Source organism: Geobacter sp. FeAm09 (genome assembly GCF_008330225.1).
In the GTDB taxonomy this organism is placed as follows: Bacteria; Desulfobacterota; Desulfuromonadia; order Geobacterales; family Pseudopelobacteraceae; genus Oryzomonas.
In genome coordinates, this window is record NZ_CP042466.1 from 2,841,209 (window position 1) to 2,860,393 (window position 19,185).

A 19,185-nucleotide genomic window follows, 5' to 3' on the forward strand; every position below is an offset into this window, starting at 1 on the left:
CCCGTCCTCTACGTTTCCTGATCGGCACCGGGTGCTGAAAGCTTTAGCCTGATACGCTGCATGACCCACGCCTGCATACGGTCCATATAATAATATACCACCGGAGTGATGTACAGCGTCATCAGTTGCGACACCAGCAGGCCGCCCACAACCGCCAGCCCCAGCGGCCGGCGGGCATCGGCACCGGCACCGATTCCCAGCGCTATGGGCAGGGTCCCCATGAGCGCCGCCATGGTGGTCATCATGATCGGCCGGAAACGGACCAGGCACCCCTCATAGATGGCGTCGATCGGCGCCTTGTTCTCTTTCCGCTGGGCCTCCAGGGCAAAGTCGATCATCATGATGGCGTTCTTTTTGACGATGCCGATCAGCATGATGATCCCCACGAAGGCGTACAGGTTGAGTTCCTTGCCGAAAATCATGAGGGTCAAGAGCGCCCCCATGCCGGCCGAGGGGAGGCCGGACAGGATCGTCAGGGGGTGGATGTAACTCTCGTACAGGATGCCGAGTACGATGTAGATGACCACGATGGCCAGGATCAGCAGCAGGGCCAGCCCCTTGGTGGACTGCTGGAAGGCCTGGGCCGTCCCCTGGAAGGCGGTGGTGATCTTGACCGGCAGGGATGCGGCCGCCGTTTTTTCCACCGCCGCCGTGGCGTCCCCCAGCGGTACGCCCGGCTTGATGTTGAAGGAGATGGTCACGGCGTTGATCTGCCCCAGGTGGTTGACGGAGAGCGGCCCCAGGGAGGGGGTCAGCCGGCCGAGCATGCTGAGCGGCACCAACTGGCCGGTGCCGGAGCGCACATAGAGCAGCGAGAGGGCCGCCGGGTCCATCTGGTACCGGGGCTCCACCTCCAGGATCACCTGGTACTGGTTGGTGGGGGCGTAGATGGTGGATACCTGGCGGCTGCCGTAGGCGTAGTAGAGGGCGTCCTCCACCTGCTGCGCGCTGATCCCCAGGGCCGAAGCCCGGTCCCGGTCGATGTCCAACTGGATCTGGGGGTTGTTGATCTGCAGATCCGAGGTCACGTCCTGCAGCAGGGGGAGTTCGCGCAGTTTATGTTCCAGTTCTGCGGCGCTTTTGTAAAGCTCGCCGGTGTCCGGGGAGAGCAGGGCAAACTGGTACTGGGCCTTGGCCAGGGTGGCGTCCAGCCGTATGGGCGGCGGGTTCTGCATGAAGCACATGATGCCCGGCACCTTGGCCAGCTTGGGCCGCAGTTCCTGGATCACCTGGTCGGCGTTCAGCTTCCTCTGGCCGGGCGGCTTGAGGCGGATGAACATGAAACCGCTGTTGGAGCCGACCCGGTTGCCGGTCGCCCCGGCCGAGGACATGAACCCCGCCACATTGGGGTCCTGGTTGACGATGGCGGCCACCTGCTGCTGGTGCGCGGCCATTTCCTGAAACGAGACCCCCTGGGCCGCTTCGGTGATGGCAAAGATGGCGCCGGTATCCTCACTGGAGAACAGGCCGGTCGGCATACTTTTGAACATCGCGACCGTCACGGCGGTCATCACGATGGTCACCACCATGACCGCACGGCGCCAGGCGAGGGCCTGGCGCAAGGTTCGCTCGTAAAGGTGCAGCATACCGTTGAAAAAACGCTCCATGGCGTTATACAGACGGCCATGCCGCTGGTCGTGGGCCGGCTTGAGAAACCGGCTGCACAGCATGGGGGTAAGGGAGAGCGAGACCAGGCCGGAGATGAGGATGGCCATGCTGATGGTCACGGCGAATTCGTGCAGGATGCGCCCCAGCATCCCCGGCATGAAGAGCACCGGGATGAAGACCGCCACCATGGAGATGGTCATGGAGATGATGGTGAAACCGATCTCCCGGGAACCGCTGGAGGCCGCCTCCATGGGTTTTTCCCCCTGTTCCATGTGCCGGACGATATTCTCCAGCATGACGATGGCGTCGTCCACGACAAAGCCGACCGACAGGGTCAGGGCCATCAGGGAGATGTTGTTGATGGAGAAATTGAGGGCGAGCATGGCGGCAAAGGTCCCCACGATGGAGAGCGGCAAGGCCAGGCTGGGGATGATGGTGGCCGAAAGATTGCGCAGGAACAGGAAGATGACCATGATGACCAGGCCGATGGTCAGGATGAGGGTGAACTTGACGTCCTGCACCGACTCCCGGATCGTTTCGGAACGGTCATAGAGGACGTCCATGTTGACGGAACCCGGTATCTGGGTCCGAAAGCCGGGCAACAGCTTCCGGATGCTGTCCACCACCTCGATGGTGTTGGTGCCGGGCTGGCGCAGCACGGCCAGGACGATGGCGCGGGTCGCGGTGCCGTCCGTGTTGTACCAGGCGGCGATCTTGTCGTTCTCGATGCTGTCCACCGACGCGCCCACATCCTGTACCCGTACCGGAGAGCCGTTGCGGTAGGCCACGATGACCGGCTTGTAGTCCTCGGCCGTGTAAAGCTGGCCGGACGCCTGGATGGTGAGCGCCTTGTGCTGCCCCTGGAGGATGCCGGTGGGTATGTTCACATTGGCGTTGGAAAGCGCCGTGGCAATTTCGTCGATGCCGATCTTGCGGGACGCCAGCCCCTTGGGATCGACCCTGACCCGCACGGCATACTTCTGGGAGCCGTAGACCAGGACCTGGGCCACGCCGCTCACCATGGAGATGCGCTGGGCCAGGAGGGTATCGGCGTACTCGTGCACCTGGGACAGCGGCAGGGAGGGGGAACTGAGGGCCAGGTAGATGATCGGCTGGTCGGCCGGATTGACCTTCCGGAAGGAGGGGGGCGTCGGCATGGTCGGCGGCAATTGGCGGGCCGCCGCGGCGATGGACGATTGCACGTCCTGGGCCGCGGCGTCGATGCTCCGCTCCAGTGCGAACTTGAGGGTGATAATGGAGATACCCTGGCCGTTGGTGGAGGACATGGAATCCATGCCGGCAATGGTGGAAAACTGCCGTTCCAGGGGCGTGGCCACGGCCGAGGCCATGGTGTCCGGGTTGGCGCCGGGGAGCTCCGCCCTGACCTGGATGGTCGGATAGTCCACATTGGGCAGGTCGTTGACCGGCAGTTTCAGGTAGGCGGCAATCCCGAACATCAGGACCGCCAGCATCACCAGGCTGGTCATGATGGGACGTTTGATGAAAAGCCCGGAGATACTCATGCGCCCGGGACCGCCCCTTTCGCAGTTGCGGGAGCCGGAGCGGCGGCGCCGTTGGGTGCCGCCTTGGCCGGGCCCGCGCTGCCTGGCTGCTTGACCTCCACCCGGGCGCCCGGGATGACCCGCACCTGGCCGTCGATCACCACCTGTTCCCCAGGCTGTATCCCCTTCTCGATGACCGTCCCCCCCTGGTAGACAGGACCGACGCCGACCGGCCTGAGCTCGGCCATCATGCCCGGTTTGACCACAAACACGTACTGCCCCTGCTGACCGGTCTGCACCGCCTGGGACGGCACCACAACGGCATTCTTCCTGACCGACAGGGTTATGGAGACCGTGACGAACTGGCCGGGCCAGAGCAGCTTCCGGCTGTTCTCGAAGGTAGCCTTCAGCTTGATCGTGCCGGTGGCGGCATCGACGCCGTTGTCCAGGAAGGTTACCGTACCCTTTTCAACCACCCCCGGCTGGTTGGGCACCTCGGCCTCCACCACCACCCTGCCGCCGGCCATGTGCCGCTTGATCTCGGCCAGATCTTTTTCGGGAAGGGAAAAGGTGGCAAAGATGGGGGTCAGCTTGTTGATGGTCACCAGCGATGAGTCGTTGGCCTTGACCACATTGCCCTGATTGACGGTCAATACCCCCAGCCTGCCGCTGATGGGCGCGGTGATGGTGCAGTAGGAGAGCTGGGCGCGTGCGTTCTCCACCTCGGCACGGTCGGCCGCCACGCTGGCCTCGGCCGACTCTGCCGTGGTTCGATACCCCTCGGCCTGTTCCTGGGTAACGATCCCCTCCTTGACCAACTGGTGATAACGGCCGTAGTTTTCCCTGGCGTTCTTCATGATGACCAGATCGCGGGCCAGGGCCGCCTCGGCCTTTTTCAGCGCCGCCCGGTAGGGACGGGAGTCGAGTTGGCACAGAAGGTCACCCTTCCGCACGTCCTGCCCCTCCTTGAAGGCGACCTTGGTAAGCTCTCCGCTGAGCTGGGTCTTGATGGTGACGCTTTCGGAGGCCTCCATGGTGCCGATGGCCCGGAGGAGCACCGGCACGTCCCGCTGGGTGGCGGTGGCCACCACCACCGGCGCCGGGGGGCGGGGGGCTTGTTCAGGCTTCTTTTTGCCCGAACAGCCAGGAAGCAGCAGCGATAAGCCGGCAATCAGTACGGCGGCATTGGTGCGAAGCGGCATGAAGCGGACCTCAAACATGAGATAATCTGAATTTACCAAATAGTGCAAAAATATAGCACACAACACCGTTGAAACACATTACTTTAATCGCCAACGCCCCTCCATCCGGCGGATGAAGGGGCGTTGGCGTACCATGCCGCACTGTGCAAAAAAAGACGGGTTACTCCCTCACGTAGGTGTCCATATCGGTTTCATGCACCATGCCCATGACACGCGCATATTCGGATTCGATCATCAGGTAGTGATTGTGGGTTTCCCTGGCGTTCAGTTCGTACACCGCCCGGACACCGGCGTCGTCAAATTTTGCCGCGGTTTCCAGCAGGGTTTGTTCCAGGTTTTGTTCCCGCTCCATAGCCAGTTCCAAGGCCTTTTGCTCGGTAAACTCCTCGTCGATGAGCCGGGAGATCGACGCCATCCAGCTTGAGGCATTGTCGGGAGGGGCATCGAGAAACAGGTCCAGGGACGGGATGTCGTTGCCATCATATATCCGGTAGAATTGCCCGGCATGCTCCCGCTCTTCCTTTGCCAGCACTTCGAAGGTGCGGCGGGCCGCCGGGTCCTTCATCTGTCCGGCCCCCACCTGGTAGAAATTCATGGCGTTCTTTTCGGTCTGAATTGAACGTTTGACAGCCTCCTGAACGTTGATACTCATGAGACATGATCTCCTTTCCCTGGATTCTGATACGGCCGGCACCTGCCGTGCGGATAGACATAAACACTACCTATGAAGCCTTATTTGTCAAGCGATTGCCGAAAAAAATCCAAAGCGGTTGACAGCCGCAACGAGCGGCGTGTAAAAGGATGTGACATTTTTGGTTCCCAAAGGAGGCGGCGCGTGGCACAGGAAGTCAATAAAATCATTTACTCGATGATGCGGGTCAGCAAGTTTTACGACAAAAAACCGGTCATCAAGGACATATCCCTTTCCTACTTCTACGGCGCCAAGATCGGCGTGCTCGGCCTGAACGGTTCGGGCAAGAGTTCCCTGCTCAGGATCATGGCGGGCGTGGACAAGGATTTCAACGGCCAGGCCGTGCTCTCCCCCGGCTACAGCGTGGGCTACCTGGAGCAGGAGCCGCACCTGGACGAGACCAAGACCGTGCGCCAGGTGGTGGAGGAAGGGGCCCAGGAGACCGTTGACCTTTTGGCCGAGTTCAACGCCATCACCGACAAGTTCTCCGAGCCGGACGCCGATTTCGAAAAGCTGTGCGAGCGTCAGGCCACGTTGCAGGAGAAACTGGACCATCTGGATGCCTGGGACCTGGACAGCCGCCTGGAGATGGCCATGGATGCCCTGCGCTGCCCGCCGGGAGACACGCCGGTCAACGTGCTTTCCGGCGGCGAGAAACGCCGCGTGGCGCTCTGCCGGCTGCTCCTGAAAAAGCCGGACATCCTGCTCCTGGACGAGCCGACCAACCACCTGGACGCCGAAACCGTGGCCTGGCTGGAACACCACCTGCACAGCTATGCCGGCACCGTCATCGCCGTGACCCACGACCGCTATTTCCTGGACAACGTGGCCGGCTGGATCCTGGAACTGGACCGGGGCGAGGGCATCCCCTGGAAAGGCAACTATTCATCCTGGCTGGAGCAGAAACAGAACCGCCTGGCCCAGGAGGAAAAGCAGGAGAGCGACCGCCAGAAGACCCTGCAACGCGAACTGGAGTGGATCAGGATGTCCCCCAAGGGACGTCACGCCAAGTCCCAGGCCCGCATCAGCGCCTATGAGCAGTTGGTGGCCCAGGAAAGCGAAAAGCAGGCCAAGGACCTGGAGATCTACATCCCGCTGGGGCAGCGCCTGGGGGATATCGTCATCGAGGCGGACAACGTGGCCAAGGGCTTCGGCGACCGGCTGCTGTTCGAGGCCATGAACTTCCGGCTCCCCCGGGGCGGCATCGTGGGGATCATCGGCCCCAACGGCGCCGGCAAGACGACCCTGTTCCGCATGATCACCGGTCAGGAGCAGCCGGACAGCGGTTCGTTCCGCATCGGCGACACCGTGCAGTTGGCCTACGTGGACCAGAGCCGCGGCGCCCTGAACCCGGACAAAAACATCTGGGAGGAGATCTCCGAGGGGCAGGACACGGTCCAGCTCGGCAAGGTGGCGGTCAACTCCCGGGCCTACGTGTCGCGCTTCAACTTCTCCGGCGCGGACCAGCAGAAGAAGGTGGGCATGCTCTCCGGCGGCGAACGCAACCGGGTGCACCTGGCCAAGATGCTCAAGAGCGGGGCCAACGTGATCCTTCTGGACGAACCGACCAACGACCTGGACGTGAACACCATGCGCGCCCTGGAGGAGGCGCTGGAGAACTTCGCCGGCTGCGCCGTGGTCATCAGCCACGACCGGTGGTTCCTGGACCGCATCGCCACCCACATCCTGGCCTTCGAAGGGGATTCCAGCGTGGTCTTCTTCGACGGCAATTATTCGGAGTATGAAGAGGACCGCAAGAAGCGGCTGGGGACGGCGGCCGAACAGCCGCACCGCATCAAGTACCGCCAGTTGACCCGGGCCTGACGCGCAACGGAACGGCTTCGAGCCAAAACCCGACAGCCCCGGACCTCCGTGAGCGACTCACGAAGACCGGGGCTGTCGGGTTTTTTCGTATTTCACCTGCCTGACGGTGAGCGACCCCGTTCGAACGAGGTCGTCATCAGCGCGGCAAAGGCCTCCCGGATTTCAGGGTCGGCAATGCCGGCCGCCTGTTCGGCAACAAACATCCTTTGTTGCTCGCTCAGCGTTCTCGGCGGCTCCGGTTCGTCCTCAACGTCGGACAGCGTCTTTTCAAACGTACCGGGCCGGAGCACGATCTCCCTGATCAACTCCGCCCCAAGCTGCTCGTTGAGCTTTTGTTTCATCATGGTGGTGAGGAAGCGCAACTCCTGCATCCAGGCGGCGCTCGACACGGCGACGGTCAGGGTGCCGTTGATGATCCGCAGCGGTTGCGCCCGCGAAGCCACGGCCGGGCCGACCACCTCGGGCCAGAGGCGCCAGATCTCCACCTCCCGCAGCCGCTCCGCCACCCCGAGCCCCGCCATCTGTTGCTTGAGCAGGTCCGGCAGGGGTTGGGGGAAGCGCATCCGTGTCCGTCTAGCCATTCTGTTTTCTCCGCCGGTTGATGATGCCGCCCGTAATCTGGCCGGCCACCGCCCCGCCCACGGTGAGGGGGATGACACGCCAGCTGAGGCCGGCAGAGATGCGCAACAGGGCAATGATGGGGATCGAAACGTGGATGAGCAAAAACCACATGAAGGAATATTTTTTGTAGTTCTGGCGCAGATACCCGCACGGTACACTGGAAAGGAACGCCGCACAAACCACCAGTACGACTATCAAAGACTCTTGCATGAACAACTCCTTTCAAGCATAGTAGAAATTCGTCTACAGTTTGTCAATCCGCTTATGTTCTAACAGGATGGGGAGATGGAGAAACGCCTTATGGTGCAGGAGGGACATTTACTGGCGGTATTCAATTCCGGCCACCGGGTCATGAAGGCCGAGGGCGTGCTCAAGGCCCTGGGGCTGCCGGTGCTGCTCATACCCGCCCCCCGCCAGCTCCAGACCGACTGCGGGCTGGCCCTGCGCTTCGGCGAGGAGGCCCGGGAGGAGATCATGCAGGCCCTGGAGCGGGAGGATCTGCTGCCGGCCTTTGTCAGCCGCTACACGGGGGGGGAGTTCGTTACATCCTGGGTCAACGAGGCACACGAGCCTCCAACAATGTGAGAAAGAGGTTGAAAGAATGACTACCATCGATTGCAGGAACCTGGCCTGCCCGGCCCCGGTGATTACCGTGAAGAAGGCGCTGGCGGAACAGACGGAGCTGAGGGTACTCCTGGACGACGGCGCACCGCGGGAGAACGTCACCCGCTTTGCCCGCAACCGCGGCTGCCAGGTGAGCGAGGAACGCGACGGCAACGGCTGGGCCCTGACCATCACCGGTGGCGGCGAACCGGCACCAAAACCGGCGACGGCCGCCGCCACCGGCGAACGGGTGCTGTTGATCACCTCCGACCGCCTGGGGGACGGCCCGGAGGAATTGGGGCGCCTGCTGATGAAAAACTTCATCCACACCCTGCTGGAGACGAGCGAACTCCCGGCGCGCATGCTCTTCCTCAACACCGGGGTATTCCTTACCACGGAAGGGTCGGATCTGCTGGAGGCGCTGGAAAAACTGGGGGGCATGGGGGTGGAAATCCTCTCCTGCGGCCTCTGCCTCGACTTCTTCAAACTCAAGGACAAACTGAAGGCCGGAGGCACCACCAACATGCTTACCACCGCAGAAAGCCTGCTTTCGGCAGGACAGGCAATACGGCTTTAAAAACAAATAGTTCTTGACAGTTCTCCAAAGGCTACTTTATAGTAAACCCCTTTTGGAATATTCCGTACCATGAGACGACGCAACGACGATGTTTGACAGCCTTTCGGAAAAACTTGAATCGGTCTTCAAAAAGCTCCGCGGCCAGGGGGTAATGACCGAGGAGAACATCAAGGAGGCGCTGCGGGAAGTCCGCCTGGCGCTCCTTGAGGCCGACGTCAACTTCAAGGTCGTCAAGGACTTCGTCGAGAGCGTGCGCGTCAAGGCGGTCGGCACCGAAGTCGTGCAGAGCCTGACGCCCGGCCAGCAGGTCATCAAGATCGTCCATGACGAGCTGGTGGCCGTCATGGGCGGCAACGAGGACAATGGCCTCAACCTGGCGGCCAAACCGCCGGTGGCGATCATGATGGTCGGCCTCCAGGGGGCGGGTAAGACCACCACCTGCGGCAAGCTGGGCCGGCACCTGAAAAACCTGAAACGCCGCCCATTGCTGGTTCCGGCGGATATTTACCGGCCGGCGGCCATCGAGCAGCTTACCACCGTCGGCAGGCAGCTCGGCCTTGAGGTGTTCCCCTCCTCGGCCGACCGGAAACCGGTGGACATCTGTGCGGACGCCATGCGTTTCGCCGAACTGAACGGCTTCGACACGGTTATCCTCGATACGGCCGGCAGGCACCAGATCGACGATTTCCTGATGAACGAACTGGCCGAGATCAAGGCCTCCGTTTCGCCGCTGGAAATCCTCTTCGTAGCCGACGCCATGACCGGCCAGGAGGCCGTCAACGTTGCCGGCGGCTTCAACGAGCGGCTGGACATCACCGGCGTGGTCCTCACCAAGCTGGATGGCGACGCCAAAGGTGGCGCCGCCCTTTCCGTCAAGGCGGTCACCGGCAAGCCGGTCAAATTCGTCGGCCTGGGGGAAAAACTCGACGCCCTGGAGGTCTTCCACGCCGATCGCCTCGTGTCGCGCATCCTGGGCATGGGCGATGTCCTCACGCTGGTGGAGAAGGCCCAGTCGGTCTTTGACGAAAAAGAGGCGGCCCGGCTCCAGCAGAAACTGAAGAAAAGCCAGTTCGACCTGGAAGATTTCCTGGCCCAGCTCCAGCAGATCAAGAAGATGGGCTCACTGGAATCGCTCATGGGGATGATCCCCGGCATGGGCAAAATGATGAAGCAGATGCAGGGGGCTCAGCCCAGCGAGAACGAGATGAAGCGGATCGAGGCCATCATCCGTTCCATGACGCCGGGAGAGAGGGCCAACCACGGCATCATCAACGGCAGTCGGCGCCTGCGCATCGCCAAGGGGAGCGGCACCACCGTGCAGGAGGTCAACCAGCTGCTCAAACGCTTCACCGAGGCGCAAAAGGTTGTGAAACAGCTCCAGAAACTCGGCCCCAAGGGGCTCCTCAAGGGTATGGGGGGGCTTGGCAGGGGCATGCTTCCGTTCGGCTAGACACCATACCGCATTAACGGTTTTACTTAAACTTCGCAGAAGGAAAGAATCAGGAGGATTCAGATGGCAATCAAGATCAGGCTTGCACGCGCAGGCGCAAAGAAAAGACCTTTCTACCAGGTGGTTGTGGCCGATGAGCGCTGCCGCAGGGATGGACGTTTCATTGAGAATGTGGGAACCTACGACCCTACCAAGAATCCGGCGGCCGTCAAGCTGAACGCGGAAAAGGCCCAGGCCTGGCTTGAAAAGGGCGCACAACCGACCGACACCGTTCGCCAGCTTCTCAAGAATGCCGGCATTCTGGACAAGGCGGCGGCTCCGACGGCATAGCGAGTGTATCCACCCCGGTCCGCCGGCGATTCTACATGAGCAGAGGATACCGACATGAAAGCACTTGTTGAAACCATCGCAAAGGCATTGGTTGACGATCCGACTCAGGTCAAGGCGGCCGAGGAAACGGAAGAGGACACCCTGGTCATCAAACTGACCGTCGCCAAAGAGGACATGGGGCGTATCATCGGCAAGGAAGGCCGCACTGCCAAAGCGATCCGCACGATCCTCAACGCCGTGTCCACCAAGGACAACAAGAAAGCTATCCTCAAAATCGTAGAATAATGGGCGATCCGGACGAACTGATTACCGTGGGCAAGATCAGCGGGACCCATGGGATCAAGGGGCATCTCAAGGTCTACTCCTATTCGGGCAACCTCGAGAGCCTGGGCGCTGCACGGATCATCACCCTGAGAAGCCCCGACGGCGCGACCCTACGGGAATTCGGCATCAAGGGAGTAAAGCCGCACAGTGCCGGCTTCATCCTCGGCCTGAAGGATTTCGACAGTATCGACCAGGCCCTTCCCCTGGTGGGCAGCGAGTTGTGCCTCCGGCGCAGCCAGTTGCCGGAACCGGAAGATGACGAGTATTACTGGTGCGACCTGCTCGGCCTCCGGGTCGTGACCGACACCGGGGTCGAACTCGGCACGCTGGCCGACATCTTCGAGACCGGAAGCAACGACGTCTACGTGGTGCGCAAGGACAAGCAGGAGTACCTGATCCCGGCGGTGGCCTCCGTCGTCAGGTCCGTTGACCTGGCGGGCGGCACCATGGTCATCACTCCGCTGGACGGGCTTCTGGATTTATGATTTTCGATATATTGACCCTCTTCCCCGGGATGTTCGCCGGTCCGTTCGACGAGAGCATCATCAGGAGAGGGAAAGATAAGCAGCTCATTGAGATTGGCTTGCACAACATCCGCGACTGGGCCGTTGACCGGCACCAGACCGCCGATGACGCCCCCTATGGCGGCGGCGCCGGCATGGTCATGAAGGTGGAGCCGCTGGCCGCCTGCATCGAAACGGTCAAGGCCCGCCGACCCACCTCGACGGTGGTGATGACCTCCCCCCAGGGGCGGCGCCTCACCCACCAGGTGGCTGCGGAACTGGCCGGACGCGACGGCCTGATCATCATCTGCGGCCGCTACGAAGGGATCGACGAACGCATCCGGCAGTTGTACGTGGAAGACGACATCTCGTTGGGCGACTACGTTCTTTCCGGCGGCGAGATCGCCGCCATGGCCATCGTGGATGCCGTGACGCGGCTGGTGCCCGGCGTGCTCGGCAGCGACGAATCGGCTGAGACCGATTCGTTCTGCGACGGTCTTCTGGAATACCCCCAGTACACGCGCCCACCGGCATTCGGCGGCATCAGCGTGCCGGAGGTACTCCTGTCCGGCAACCACGAGCTGATCAGGAAATGGCGACGGCGCGAATCGTTGCGCAAGACGCGCTCGCTCAGGCCGGACCTGCTGGAGGGAATCGCCCTGAACAAGGAAGACCGCGCACTGCTGGCCGAGATCCAACGGGAAGAGGGCGCCTGTGGCTGCTGACAGGCACAACCTGGCCATAGCGCTGCTGCACCACCCGGTGTACAACAAGCGCCGCGAGGTGGTGACCACCGCCCTGACCAACCTGGACCTGCACGATATCGCCCGTTCATCGCGCACCTTTGGCCTGGAGCGCTTCTATATCGTGACCCCGTCCGCCGAACAGCGCAACCTGGCGGAGCGGATCACCGGCCACTGGCAGGAAGGATGGGGCGCGGACTACAACCCGGACCGTCGCGAGGCGCTCGGCATCGTCAGGATCTGCACGGATCTGGAAGCCGCCATACGCGATCTCCAGGCCGGCTTTGCCAAGCCGGTCAAGACGATCATCACCGGGGCGGCACGGCGGCCGGACAGCATTACCTTTCCGGCTTTCCGACGGATGCTGAACGAGGCCGACCAACCGCACCTGCTTTTGCTGGGTACCGGCTGGGGCCTGACGGATGAATGCTTTATCGCGGCAGACCACGTCCTTGAACCCATTGCGGGCACAGGAGCTTACAATCACCTCTCGGTCCGTTCGGCGGCGGCCATCATGCTCGACCGCCTGAGGGGAACACAACAAGAGGCACTTTAACAGGAAGCAGATACATAGAGGAGGAAGGCACTCATGAACACCATCGATATTCTGGAATTCGAACAGATGAAGAAAAACATCCCCCCCTTCAAGGTCGGGGATACGGTCAAGGTACAGGTTGCGATCGTCGAAGGCGACAAACGTCGTCTCCAGGCCTATCAGGGCGTGGTGATCGCCCGTCAGAACGGCGGCATTCGCGAGTCCTTCACGGTCCGCAAGATCTCCAACGGCATCGGCGTGGAGAGGGTGTTCCCGCTCCACTCCCCCAGCATCGAGGCCATCGAGATCGTGACCCGCGGCCATGTCCGCCGCGCCAAGCTGTACTACCTGCGCAAACTGCGCGGCAAGGCGGCCCGCATCCGCGAGAAGAAATACATCGCCGAAGCCTGAGAAGAACCGAAAAAGCCCCGCTCAGCGGGGCTTTTTCGGTTCAGGGACCGACCATGCGCCAAACGGAACTCTTCGCCTCCCCCCCCTGGACACCCTGGCATTGGAGCAGCACGCCTGCAGCCGGGGCTTTGCCCTGGTCGCCGGCGTGGACGAGGCCGGGCGCGGTCCCCTGGCCGGCCCCGTGGTTGCTGCGGCGGTCATCCTCCCCGAAGGGCTGCGCATCCCCGGGGTCGATGACTCGAAAAAACTCTCGCCGGAGACCCGCGAACGCCTTTTCGACGTCATCCAGTCCCAGGCCCTGGCCATCGGCGTCGGCATGGGCAGCCCGGAGCTCATCGACCGCATCAATATCCTGCAGGCCACCCGGCACGCCATGCTGGAAGCGGTGTCCGCCCTGTCCCCCCTGCCCGATTTCATTCTGATCGACGGGATCACCCCGATCGACTCCGTCATCCCCCAGCAGACCGTCAAAAAAGGGGACTCCCTCAGCCTCTCCATCGCCGCCGCCTCGATCATCGCCAAGGTCACCCGCGACCGCCTGATGCGCGAACTTGACGCCGTGCATCCCGGCTACGGCTTTGCCGGGCACAAGGGGTACGGCAGCGCCGCCCACCTTGCGGCGATCCGCCGGCTCGGCCCATCACCGGTCCACCGCCTGAGCTTCGGCGGGGTAAAGGAACACGTCCCATGTCCCTCTTCCTGATCACCTTCCTGAGCCTCTACGGCGGCATGCACGCCTACGCCTTCGTCCGGCTGCGCGGCGCCTTCCTGCCGAGCCACCCCCTCACCCTGGCCCTGGCGGCATGGATGGTCCTGATGACCGTCGCCCCCCTGCTGGTACGCCTGGCCGAAAGCGCCGGCCTGGAACGGGGCGCCCTTTTTCTGGCATGGCCCGGCTACACCTGGATGGGGGTGATCTTCATCTTCGTCGCCACCCTGCTGGCATGCGACGCGCTCCGACTGTTCGCCTGGCTGTCGCACCGCCTCTGGGGGACCGCCACCCCGGGATTCCTGAGCGCGACCGCCACCTGCGCCGCCGCCCTGGCGGTCGCGTTCCTTGCCAGCGCCTACGCCTTCTACGACGCCCGGCGCATCAGGACCGACCAGGTGACGGTGACCACCGCCAAGCTTCCGCCGTCGGCCGGCCGGATCAGGATTGTGCAGATCTCCGATGTCCACATTGGACTCCTGTTCCGCGAGTCCCGGCTGAACGGCATCCTGGCGGCCGTCCGCGCCGCCCGGCCCGACGTTCTGGTCTCCACCGGCGATCTGGTGGACGGCAGGCTCTCCCGGGAGGACGTCATGTCGCACCAGAACAGGCTGGCGGCCATACTGGCGTCGGTCGCGACCCCGGGCGGAAAATACGCCGTGACCGGCAACCACGAATTCTACGCCGGCCTGGACCAGGCGCTTGCCTTCACCCGCACGGCCGGCTTTACCGTGCTCCGCAACCAGGCGGCCCCCCTGCCCAACGGCATCACCGTCGCCGGGATCGACGATCCGGCCAGCCGGCGCGTGGGGGGTTCCGCCCCGCCCCTTTCGGAACAGGCGCTGCTGCAATCCGTCCCCAGGGACCGTTTTTGCCTGCTGCTCAAGCATCGGCCGGATGTACCGGCCGCCAGCGACGGTCTTTTCGACCTGCAGCTGTCGGGGCATGTCCACAAGGGGCAGATATTTCCCTTCAACCTGCTGGTGCGCCTCCAGTACCCCATCCCCTGCGGAACCACCGCCACCGCGAAAAAGTCCCTCATCCACGTCTCCCGCGGCAGCGGCACCTGGGGTCCGCCGCTGCGCCTGCTGGCACCTCCCGAGGTCACCGTCATCGACATCGTGCCCCAAGGGGCGCAGAGCCCTCCGTAGGGTGGTTTCGTCCGCCCCCTGCCCTCCCCCTGTGGTGACGCCGCGCCGGGGGGCAAAACGGGGCCGGCACGGAAAACCCATTGATTTCTCGGACTTGATACGTGTAAAGTACGGGGCAATCAGACCTGTCTCCTGTGAGGGCCCCATGACCCAAGCAAACACCATCAGCCCGGCCACAGTCCCCCCCATGGAAAGCACGGGGCTCATTTCGGCGCTTCTGCTGAAAGACGGCGTCATCGACGAGCGGCAACTCTCCTATGCCACCAGGGTCCGTTCCAAGCTCAGCACCCCCCGGACCATGATGGACACCCTCCTGGACCTGGGCTACGTAACCCAGGAGCAGCTCCAGAAAACCCTGCGCAGCAACCAGATGAACATCCGCCTCGGCGACCTCCTGGTGGAGCTGGGGTATCTGCGGCAGGCAGACCTCCAGCAGGCCCTGGGGATACAAAAAGAGTACCTGGGCAAAAAGCGGTTGGGGGAGATCCTGGTGGAACGGGGCTTCATCGAGGAGCGCCGGCTGCTGGAAACCCTCGCCTACCAGCTCGGCTACCCCCTCATCGAGTTGAGCTTCGTCACCCTCGACCGTTCCCTGCTTGCCACCATACCGCTCAACGTCTGCCGGGAACACAAATTCGTGCCGGTCAGGCGCGAAGGCGACGACATTGTCCTGGCCTTCTCCGACCCCCTCGACCAGAAAGCCCAGGATGCGGCCCGGAAGATTCTGGGACAGGGTCTCAAGATCGCCATCGCCCCCCGGGAGTCGATCCTGGAGAATCTGGCCGCCCTGGAGCGGACGTCGAGCCAGGCCGCCATTTCGGACGAATCCACCATCATCGGCATGATCAACACGCTCTTCGAGGAAGCCATCGAGGAATGCGCCAGCGACATCCACATCGAGCCGATGAAGGACCGCCTGCGCATCCGTCTCCGCTGCGACGGCGTCATGCAGCAGCACAAGGACTTTCCCCGGGAGATAGCCCCCCAGCTCACCAGCCGGATCAAGGTCATGGCCCAGGCCGACATTGCCGAGCGACGGCGCCACCAGGACGGGCGCATCCTGTTCGCCAGCGCCAAGCACGGCATCAACCTGGACATGCGCGTCTCCTTCTTCATCACCATCTACGGCGAGAAGATCGTCCTGCGGCTTTTGAACAACAAGGGGACCCTGCTGGACATCAGGGAGATCGGCATGGCGCCGCGCATGCTGGAGCATTTCATCTACGAGGCCCTGGAGGTCCCCACCGGCGTCATGATCATCACCGGCCCCACCGGGTCGGGCAAGACCAGCACCATGTACAGCTGCGTCAACTTCCTGAACAACATCAACACCAGCATCATTACCGCCGAAGACCCGGTGGAATACATCATCAACGGCATCACCCAGTGCTCCATCAACCCCAAGATCGGCGTCACCTTCGAGGAGACCCTGCGCCACATCGTCCGCCAGGACCCGGACGTCATCGTCCTGGGGGAGATCCGCGACCATTTTTCCGCCGAGACCGCCATCCAGGCGGCCCTGACCGGCCACAAGGTACTTACCACCTTTCACACCGAAGACAGCATCGGCGGCCTGATCCGTCTGATGAACATGGAGATCGAGGCCTTCCTCATCTCCTCCACCGTGGTCTGCGTGGTGGCGCAGCGCCTGCTCCGGCGGGTCTGTCCCGACTGCGCCGAGACCTACATCCCCACCCCCCTCGACCTGTCCCGTCTCGGCATGTCGCCCAACGACCTGGTGGGGGCGGAGTTCAGGGTCGGCCGGGGATGCACCTCCTGCCGTTTCAGCGGCTATCGCGGCAGGGTCGGCATCTTCGAACTGCTGGTGATGAACGAGATGGTCAAAAACGCCATCCTGAACAACAAGAGTTCGTACGATATCCGCAGGATCAGCATCGAGACCTCGGGCATGGTGACGCTCGTGGAGGACGGCCTCGTGAAAGGGGCGCAGGGTCTGGTCTCCATGAAGGAGATCATCACCGATCTGCCGCGCCTGGGAAAACCACGCCCACTCGGCGAACTTCGAAGGATACTGGGGGTCAGGCAATGACCACGGAACAACCGCTCGTTGAGATGATCAGAGACCGGCTGGCCGGTGACCTGCGCGGCCTGCCGGTCTTTCATTCGGTGGCGGTCAAGCTCCAGCAGATGCTTGCCAGCCGGGATTTCCGCATGGAAGAGGTCATCAGGCTGATCGGCGAGGACCAGGCCCTGGCCAGCCAGGTGCTCAAGATGGGGAACTCGTCCTTTTATACCGGCCTCTCCAAGGTGGCCACCATCAAGGACGCCGTCGTCCGCCTGGGCGCCCAGGAGATCGCCAATCTGGTCATGATGGCGTCCCAGGCCGAACAGTACACGTCCGGCCACCCGGTCCTGGACAGCTTCCTGCAGAAGCTGTGGGACCATGCGCTCTGCTGCGCCACGGGGGCCGCGTGGCTGGCCTCACGGGCGGGCTACGCCTCACTCGCGGCCGAGGCGTTCATGGGGGGCCTGCTGCACGATATCGGCAAGCTGGCCATCATCAAGGCGCTGGACGGGATCCTGCAAGCCGGCGGTACCAAGGCCAATGTCTCGGAGGTACTCATCAACGAGATCCTGGACACCATGCACGAGGATGTGGGCCACCGCCTGATGCTCGCCTGGTGCCTCCCCGAGACCTATTGCTCCATCGCCGTCAACCATCACCGTGCCGAGTATGACGGCAACGACATCCTGCTCGTCATCGTCAGGCTTGCCAACCTGGCCTGCCGCAAGGTGGGCAAGGCCCTCTCCCCCGACCCCACGGTCGCCCTTTTCGGGGCGCCCGAGGCGCAATTCCTGGGGGTCAAGGAGATCACCCTCGCCGAGTTGGAGATTGTCGTGGAGGATGCGGGAACGCAGGCGGCCGGCGTGCCGGGGTAAACGGACACGCGTGGCGCGGTTTACGGAAATTTTACCTTTTTCGCCACACTCGCTTCACATTTTGCCGTTAGATTTGGTATAATGCATAACATTTCGGGAGGTGCTCGGCAAAGGCTGAAAAAGGAGGTAGATAATGGGTAAAAAGATCCGCAATTCCATCGAAATCGTTGTGGAACAATTTCAGAATCTTCTCGAGAAATGCCTGCAAACCAAGGACGACAACGAAAGGGTCGTGCTGGTCCGACGACTCATCAACCTGGTTGGGGTCATTCAGTTCCTGGTCTCGGTGCAAAAGGCCACGCCCCACGTCTGAAACCCGTATCAACAAAAGAAACGGAAAGCCGGGGACCTGCGACAGGTCACCCGGCTTTTTTCTTGCGGAACTCCCCCATGGCGCGGGGATCAGTTTTTGAGATAGCGGGCGACGGCCCGGTTGTGTTCCTCCAGGGTACGGGAAAAATAGTGGGTGCCGTCCTGGCGGGCCACGAAATAGAGGTAGTCGCTGCGGGCCGGATGGAGGGCGGCGCGCAGCGCGTCGGCCCCCGGGTTGCCGATGGGGCCGGGGGGCAGCCCCTTGACCAGATAGGTGTTGTAGGGGGAAGGGCGGCCGATGTCGGCCTTGGTGACCTTGCCCGAAAAGGCCCGCACACCGTAGACCGCCGTGGGATCGCTCTGGAGCGGCATCCCCAGGCGCAGGCGGTTGTAAAAGACCGAGGAGATTACGGGTTTTTCCTCGCCGGAGACCGCCTCCTTTTCGATGAGCGAAGCCAGGGTCACGATCTCGTGGGACGACAGCCGGGTCTGCCCGCGGCCGGCCGCGGTCACATCGGCGTACACCTTCCGGAAGCGGCCAACCATCTGGGTGACCAACTGTTCCTCCGTACCGTTGCGCGCCAGGTTGTAGGTGGCCGGAGCGAGGTACCCCTCGGCGCTGGCGGCGTGGATGTCCAGGCGTTCCAGCAGCGCGGCGTCACGGCAGGCGGCCAGAAACGCATCCCGCTTGAAATATCCTTTCTGATCGAGCAGTTCGGCGGCCTGGTAGACGGAGTACCCCTCCGGCAGGGCAAAGCGGCGGTAATCCACGTCGCCCGTCGCCAGCTTGCGCAGGATATCCCCCGGCGTCATGGCGTCCGTAAGGCGATAGTCGCCCGCCTTGAGGCGGTGGGCCTGCCCCCGCAGACGGGTGAGAAGGATGAAGTGCCATGAGCTGCGGATAACACCGCCCTGTTTCAGCTCCCCAGCCAGCTTTCTGATGCCGCTGCCGGCCGGAAAAGAAACATCGCGGACAAGAGCGCCCTTTCCCGGCGGGATGAAGGTGCACGCCAGGTACCAGCCCAGCAGGAGCAGGAGACCGGCGCGGATGGAGAGTACGGCAATTTTTCGAGGTGTGGGGTTGAACGAAGGCATTGGCCGCATTATGGGTTTTTTCCGGCCCACAGTCAAGCCCGTGGGCGTTCCTTGACATCGGGGGCGAATGTTGCTACAAAAATTCGTACCGGG

21 protein-coding genes are annotated in these 19,185 nt (G+C 62.7%); 15 read left to right on the forward strand and 6 right to left on the reverse strand.

Annotated elements, in window-relative coordinates:
* Nucleotides 1–8: 8 nt before the first annotated feature.
* The 3 genes from FO488_RS13275 to FO488_RS13285 form a co-directional block, all read right to left on the reverse strand.
* Nucleotides 9–3,131: an efflux RND transporter permease subunit gene (locus FO488_RS13275; protein ID WP_149210996.1), complete on the reverse strand. Its 3,123-nt coding sequence runs from the start codon at nt 3,129–3,131 to the stop codon at nt 9–11.
* Nucleotides 3,128–4,312: an efflux RND transporter periplasmic adaptor subunit gene (locus tag FO488_RS13280; protein WP_149210997.1), complete on the reverse strand. Its 1,185-nt coding sequence runs from the start codon at nt 4,310–4,312 to the stop codon at nt 3,128–3,130. The genes FO488_RS13275 and FO488_RS13280 overlap by 4 nt, the downstream gene beginning before the upstream one ends.
* Nucleotides 4,313–4,472: 160 nt before the next feature.
* Nucleotides 4,473–4,964 carry a ferritin family protein gene (locus FO488_RS13285; protein ID WP_149210998.1) on the reverse strand — a complete coding sequence of 164 codons (492 nt, stop codon included), beginning with the start codon at nt 4,962–4,964 and terminating at the stop codon, nt 4,473–4,475.
* Between the two features lie 183 nt (nt 4,965–5,147).
* On the opposite strand from FO488_RS13285, the gene ettA reads away from it, so the two are divergent.
* Nucleotides 5,148–6,827, forward strand: coding sequence for an energy-dependent translational throttle protein EttA (gene ettA / locus FO488_RS13290; RefSeq protein WP_149210999.1), 1,680 nt, complete (start codon nt 5,148–5,150; stop codon nt 6,825–6,827).
* A 92-nt stretch (nt 6,828–6,919) separates the two neighbouring features.
* Here ettA and FO488_RS13295 read toward each other — a convergent pair whose 3' ends face one another.
* Together FO488_RS13295 and FO488_RS13300 are read right to left on the reverse strand one after the other, a co-directional pair.
* Nucleotides 6,920–7,408, reverse strand: coding sequence for a DUF721 domain-containing protein (locus FO488_RS13295; protein WP_149211000.1), 489 nt, complete (start codon nt 7,406–7,408; stop codon nt 6,920–6,922).
* A complete protein-coding gene (locus tag FO488_RS13300) occupies nt 7,401–7,658 on the reverse strand; it encodes a hypothetical protein (RefSeq protein WP_149211001.1) in 258 nt (85 codons plus the stop codon). The genes FO488_RS13295 and FO488_RS13300 overlap by 8 nt, the downstream gene beginning before the upstream one ends.
* Nucleotides 7,659–7,733: 75 nt before the next feature.
* Here FO488_RS13300 and FO488_RS13305 point away from each other — a divergent pair, with 75 nt between their 5' ends.
* The 14 genes from FO488_RS13305 to FO488_RS13370 all read left to right on the forward strand — a co-directional run bounded on the left by FO488_RS13305 (nt 7,734) and on the right by FO488_RS13370 (nt 17,998).
* Entirely contained in the window at nt 7,734–8,033 is a 300-nt protein-coding gene (locus FO488_RS13305; RefSeq protein ID WP_149211002.1) for a DUF3343 domain-containing protein, read from the forward strand.
* 16 nt (nt 8,034–8,049) lie between these two features.
* Complete coding sequence (gene yedF, locus FO488_RS13310; RefSeq protein WP_149211003.1) at nt 8,050–8,628, forward strand: sulfurtransferase-like selenium metabolism protein YedF; 579 nt, start codon at nt 8,050–8,052, stop codon at nt 8,626–8,628.
* An 88-nt stretch (nt 8,629–8,716) separates the two neighbouring features.
* Nucleotides 8,717–10,078, forward strand: a complete 1,362-nt coding sequence (gene ffh, locus FO488_RS13315; RefSeq protein ID WP_149211004.1) for a signal recognition particle protein — start codon at nt 8,717–8,719, stop codon at nt 10,076–10,078.
* 63 nt (nt 10,079–10,141) lie between these two features.
* On the forward strand, nt 10,142–10,408 hold the full coding sequence (gene rpsP, locus FO488_RS13320; protein ID WP_149211005.1) for a 30S ribosomal protein S16: 267 nt from the start codon (nt 10,142–10,144) through the stop codon (nt 10,406–10,408).
* Between the two features lie 54 nt (nt 10,409–10,462).
* On the forward strand, nt 10,463–10,693 hold the full coding sequence (locus FO488_RS13325) for a KH domain-containing protein (protein ID WP_149211006.1): 231 nt from the start codon (nt 10,463–10,465) through the stop codon (nt 10,691–10,693).
* A complete protein-coding gene (gene rimM, locus FO488_RS13330; RefSeq protein ID WP_149211007.1) occupies nt 10,693–11,217 on the forward strand; it encodes a ribosome maturation factor RimM in 525 nt (174 codons plus the stop codon). Before FO488_RS13325 ends, rimM begins: the two co-directional genes overlap by 1 nt.
* Complete coding sequence (gene trmD, locus FO488_RS13335) at nt 11,214–11,960, forward strand: tRNA (guanosine(37)-N1)-methyltransferase TrmD (RefSeq protein WP_149211008.1); 747 nt, start codon at nt 11,214–11,216, stop codon at nt 11,958–11,960. Before rimM ends, trmD begins: the two co-directional genes overlap by 4 nt.
* Nucleotides 11,950–12,534: an RNA methyltransferase gene (locus FO488_RS13340; protein WP_149211009.1), complete on the forward strand. Its 585-nt coding sequence runs from the start codon at nt 11,950–11,952 to the stop codon at nt 12,532–12,534. Before trmD ends, FO488_RS13340 begins: the two co-directional genes overlap by 11 nt.
* A gap of 33 nt (nt 12,535–12,567) precedes the next feature.
* Nucleotides 12,568–12,924 (forward strand): 50S ribosomal protein L19, encoded by a 357-nt coding sequence (gene rplS / locus FO488_RS13345; protein WP_149211010.1) that lies wholly within the window; start codon nt 12,568–12,570, stop codon nt 12,922–12,924.
* Nucleotides 12,925–13,018: 94 nt separating this feature from the next.
* Complete coding sequence (locus FO488_RS13350) at nt 13,019–13,627, forward strand: ribonuclease HII (RefSeq protein ID WP_240732275.1); 609 nt, start codon at nt 13,019–13,021, stop codon at nt 13,625–13,627.
* A complete protein-coding gene (locus FO488_RS13355; protein WP_149211012.1) occupies nt 13,612–14,784 on the forward strand; it encodes a metallophosphoesterase in 1,173 nt (390 codons plus the stop codon). Before FO488_RS13350 ends, FO488_RS13355 begins: the two co-directional genes overlap by 16 nt.
* Nucleotides 14,785–14,929: 145 nt before the next feature.
* Complete coding sequence (locus FO488_RS13360; protein WP_240731925.1) at nt 14,930–16,834, forward strand: GspE/PulE family protein; 1,905 nt, start codon at nt 14,930–14,932, stop codon at nt 16,832–16,834.
* Nucleotides 16,835–16,857: 23 nt separating this feature from the next.
* Complete coding sequence (locus tag FO488_RS13365; RefSeq protein ID WP_240731926.1) at nt 16,858–17,685, forward strand: HDOD domain-containing protein; 828 nt, start codon at nt 16,858–16,860, stop codon at nt 17,683–17,685.
* Between the two features lie 133 nt (nt 17,686–17,818).
* Nucleotides 17,819–17,998 (forward strand): hypothetical protein, encoded by a 180-nt coding sequence (locus FO488_RS13370; RefSeq protein WP_149211014.1) that lies wholly within the window; start codon nt 17,819–17,821, stop codon nt 17,996–17,998.
* Nucleotides 17,999–18,087: 89 nt separating this feature from the next.
* On the opposite strand, the gene mltG is transcribed toward FO488_RS13370, so the two are convergent.
* Nucleotides 18,088–19,092: an endolytic transglycosylase MltG gene (gene mltG, locus FO488_RS13375; RefSeq protein WP_149211015.1), complete on the reverse strand. Its 1,005-nt coding sequence runs from the start codon at nt 19,090–19,092 to the stop codon at nt 18,088–18,090.
* Nucleotides 19,093–19,185: the final 93 nt, after the last annotated feature.

Bases quoted from the DNA above. Each gene is read 5' to 3' on its own strand.
- FO488_RS13325 (WP_149211006.1), top strand. From the start codon at position 10,463: ATGAAAGCACTTGTTGAAACCATCGCAAAGGCATTGGTTGACGATCCG.
- FO488_RS13280 (WP_149210997.1), bottom strand. From the start codon at position 4,312: ATGCCGCTTCGCACCAATGCCGCCGTACTGATTGCCGGCTTATCGCTG.
- ffh (WP_149211004.1), top strand. From the start codon at position 8,717: ATGTTTGACAGCCTTTCGGAAAAACTTGAATCGGTCTTCAAAAAGCTC.
- FO488_RS13355 (WP_149211012.1), top strand. From the start codon at position 13,612: ATGTCCCTCTTCCTGATCACCTTCCTGAGCCTCTACGGCGGCATGCAC.
- rpsP (WP_149211005.1), top strand. From the start codon at position 10,142: ATGGCAATCAAGATCAGGCTTGCACGCGCAGGCGCAAAGAAAAGACCT.
- FO488_RS13365 (WP_240731926.1), top strand. From the start codon at position 16,858: ATGATCAGAGACCGGCTGGCCGGTGACCTGCGCGGCCTGCCGGTCTTT.
- FO488_RS13275 (WP_149210996.1), bottom strand. From the start codon at position 3,131: ATGAGTATCTCCGGGCTTTTCATCAAACGTCCCATCATGACCAGCCTG.
- FO488_RS13370 (WP_149211014.1), top strand. From the start codon at position 17,819: ATGGGTAAAAAGATCCGCAATTCCATCGAAATCGTTGTGGAACAATTT.
- FO488_RS13305 (WP_149211002.1), top strand. From the start codon at position 7,734: ATGGAGAAACGCCTTATGGTGCAGGAGGGACATTTACTGGCGGTATTC.
- FO488_RS13295 (WP_149211000.1), bottom strand. From the start codon at position 7,408: ATGGCTAGACGGACACGGATGCGCTTCCCCCAACCCCTGCCGGACCTG.
- yedF (WP_149211003.1), top strand. From the start codon at position 8,050: ATGACTACCATCGATTGCAGGAACCTGGCCTGCCCGGCCCCGGTGATT.
- FO488_RS13360 (WP_240731925.1), top strand. From the start codon at position 14,930: ATGACCCAAGCAAACACCATCAGCCCGGCCACAGTCCCCCCCATGGAA.
- trmD (WP_149211008.1), top strand. From the start codon at position 11,214: ATGATTTTCGATATATTGACCCTCTTCCCCGGGATGTTCGCCGGTCCG.
- mltG (WP_149211015.1), bottom strand. From the start codon at position 19,092: ATGCCTTCGTTCAACCCCACACCTCGAAAAATTGCCGTACTCTCCATC.
- rplS (WP_149211010.1), top strand. From the start codon at position 12,568: ATGAACACCATCGATATTCTGGAATTCGAACAGATGAAGAAAAACATC.
- FO488_RS13300 (WP_149211001.1), bottom strand. From the start codon at position 7,658: ATGCAAGAGTCTTTGATAGTCGTACTGGTGGTTTGTGCGGCGTTCCTT.
- FO488_RS13285 (WP_149210998.1), bottom strand. From the start codon at position 4,964: ATGAGTATCAACGTTCAGGAGGCTGTCAAACGTTCAATTCAGACCGAA.
- rimM (WP_149211007.1), top strand. From the start codon at position 10,693: ATGGGCGATCCGGACGAACTGATTACCGTGGGCAAGATCAGCGGGACC.